General features: G+C 34.9%; 3 protein-coding genes. All 3 read left to right on the top strand.

Going from position 1 to position 2,047, the window contains the following annotated elements; translation table 11 throughout:
• On the top strand, positions 1-673 hold a 673-nt coding region (locus tag J536_RS23805; RefSeq protein ID WP_155758162.1), incomplete at its 5' end, for a DUF2345 domain-containing protein.
• On the top strand, positions 674-1,579 hold the full coding sequence (locus J536_RS23800; protein ID WP_032057735.1) for a DUF4123 domain-containing protein: 906 nt from the start codon (positions 674-676) through the stop codon (positions 1,577-1,579).
• Between the two features lie 8 nt (positions 1,580-1,587).
• Positions 1,588-2,031, top strand: coding sequence for a hypothetical protein (locus tag J536_RS23795; protein WP_032064205.1), 444 nt, complete (start codon positions 1,588-1,590; stop codon positions 2,029-2,031).
• Positions 2,032-2,047: the final 16 nt, after the last annotated feature.

Raw genomic sequence — 2,047 nt, 5'->3', positions numbered from 1 at the left:
TCTTTCCGAGGGCTTGGAGCGTATGAAAGCTTTATCTGAATATGCAGGTAAACAGCAAGCAGAGGCAGCAGATATGCTTCAAAATGTTGAGTTCTATATCAAAAAAATAGAATCTCAATGGAAAGATTTAAAAGCCATGAAAGATGCACTCATGCTTTTAGCTGCTCCTGAAAGTATTGGCCTAACTTCAGGCAAAGATATCCATATTCAGGCATCCGAAAGCATTACGCTTGGTAGCGGAAAATCTATTAATACAAGTACAGATGAAAATCTAATTTTAAATGCGAAGAAAAAAGTAAGTTTATTTGCAGGTCAAGAAGACTTAAAAATTTATGCTGCTAAAGGCAAGTTTGATATTCAGGCCCAAGACAATGTACTCGACGCTTCTGCAAGATTAGATGTCAAAATTACTTCATCAGAAGGCAAAGTTGAAATCAATAGTCCTAATGAAATTGTATTAAGGGCTAAAGAGAGTGCATTAAGAATTGATGCATCAGGGGTAACAATAATTACCCCGCAAAAATTTACGGCTAAAGCTGGTCAACATCTCTTTACAACAGGAGCAAGTGAAACCCCAACCTTACCGATTTTTCCAAATAATGTATGCTGGGAATGTTTGGCGAGACGAGCAGCGCAGAGGGGTGCATTTATAAACAAAGGGGATGGTCGATAAATGACTGCTAAACTACCGCTTCAGACATTTTTTAAAACATTTGAGCCACACTCTTTTGCAGAAGTTGGATTAAACGTTTTTGCACTTGCAGATGCTGCACAAGATGATAGTTTCTTGAAGAAATTTGAGCATCTACGTCAAAAATGCCTTTTGTTAGAAGCTAGTGGTGAGGAGGCAAAAGCGGTATCTCCCCATTTACTTCAACTCCCTCAAGATTTTTCATCACAAGAATGGCAATGGATACAACAAAATATTGCAGGCACGGCTCGCATGACAATTATAGTAAGCCCTTTGTCCTTCAATTATTTGTTTGAGCATTTAAGAAAATTTTTAGAAGTGAAATTTGAAGGTGGACTCGAAATGTTTTTGGCATTTTGGGACCCTGTAATCTTAGCTACCTTGGTTGGCCATAAAGAAAATAAAACTTTGTATGTCGATGGGCCTGTATTCAATACTCAGCAGATTAAAGACTTACTTACTCCTATTCAAAGTTGGTGGTATTGGGATAGGTTAGGCAAGCTTCAAGTAATTTGGGGGATAAATGAACGGGTTGAACAATTACCTTATGTGCAAGTTCCTTTAACTTTTACTGTTGAACAAGAAGAAATGATGGTTGAGGCAACTTTTCCTGATAATCTTATTTATTATTTAAAACTCAATAATGAATTCCTTATTAGTCATATGACAGATAATGAATTATATCAATTTGTTATTAAATCCATTCCTGAGGCTAGAGCGTATAACTTATTTGGTACACGAGATATTTTAAATTTTATTTGTTTAAAATTGATTTATAAAGAAAACTTTTTAACAGATAAAGGGTTAAATCAAAAACTAGAACGCTTAAAAGATAAAAAAATATCTATGGATGAAGTGATGGTCCAACTTGTAGCAAATGCGAGTTAATAAATTTTATGATGAATAAAACACAATGGTCGAATAGATTATTACTAATATTTGGTTTGATATTCAGTCTTGTAGGCTGTGTTAGCCTTGGTCCAAATGCGACTTATAATATGGGTACAACATCCTTTCAATATTTTACTTCTTACCATGCTTATATGACTGAGATAAATGGTGAGGAAATTGGAGGAGGATTTGGTGGAGGCATGAATACTTCTCCAGTTAAGATTGGTTCACAAGTCATTACATGGGGAGAAACAAATAGTAAAAAAAAGCATGTGGCAAAGAATCAAGTTATTCTTACGAAAGAACAGTTAAAAGGAAAAAAATATTTAGCAGTACATCTTTATCCTGATGATACTGTAGAAATAACGACTTCAAATAATTGGCCTATACCAACAGAAAAAGGTCTCGATTGGCGGACTGACATTTGGGAAAAAAATCATAAAAACTAAAGAGATTATGTCATGG

It is taken from the genome of Acinetobacter sp. 809848, from assembly GCF_000581275.1.
GTDB classification, from domain to species: domain Bacteria; phylum Pseudomonadota; class Gammaproteobacteria; order Pseudomonadales; family Moraxellaceae; genus Acinetobacter; species Acinetobacter pittii.
The sequence above is the reverse complement of the archived record's forward strand: the minus strand, read 5'-3'. Positions and strand labels throughout refer to the sequence as shown.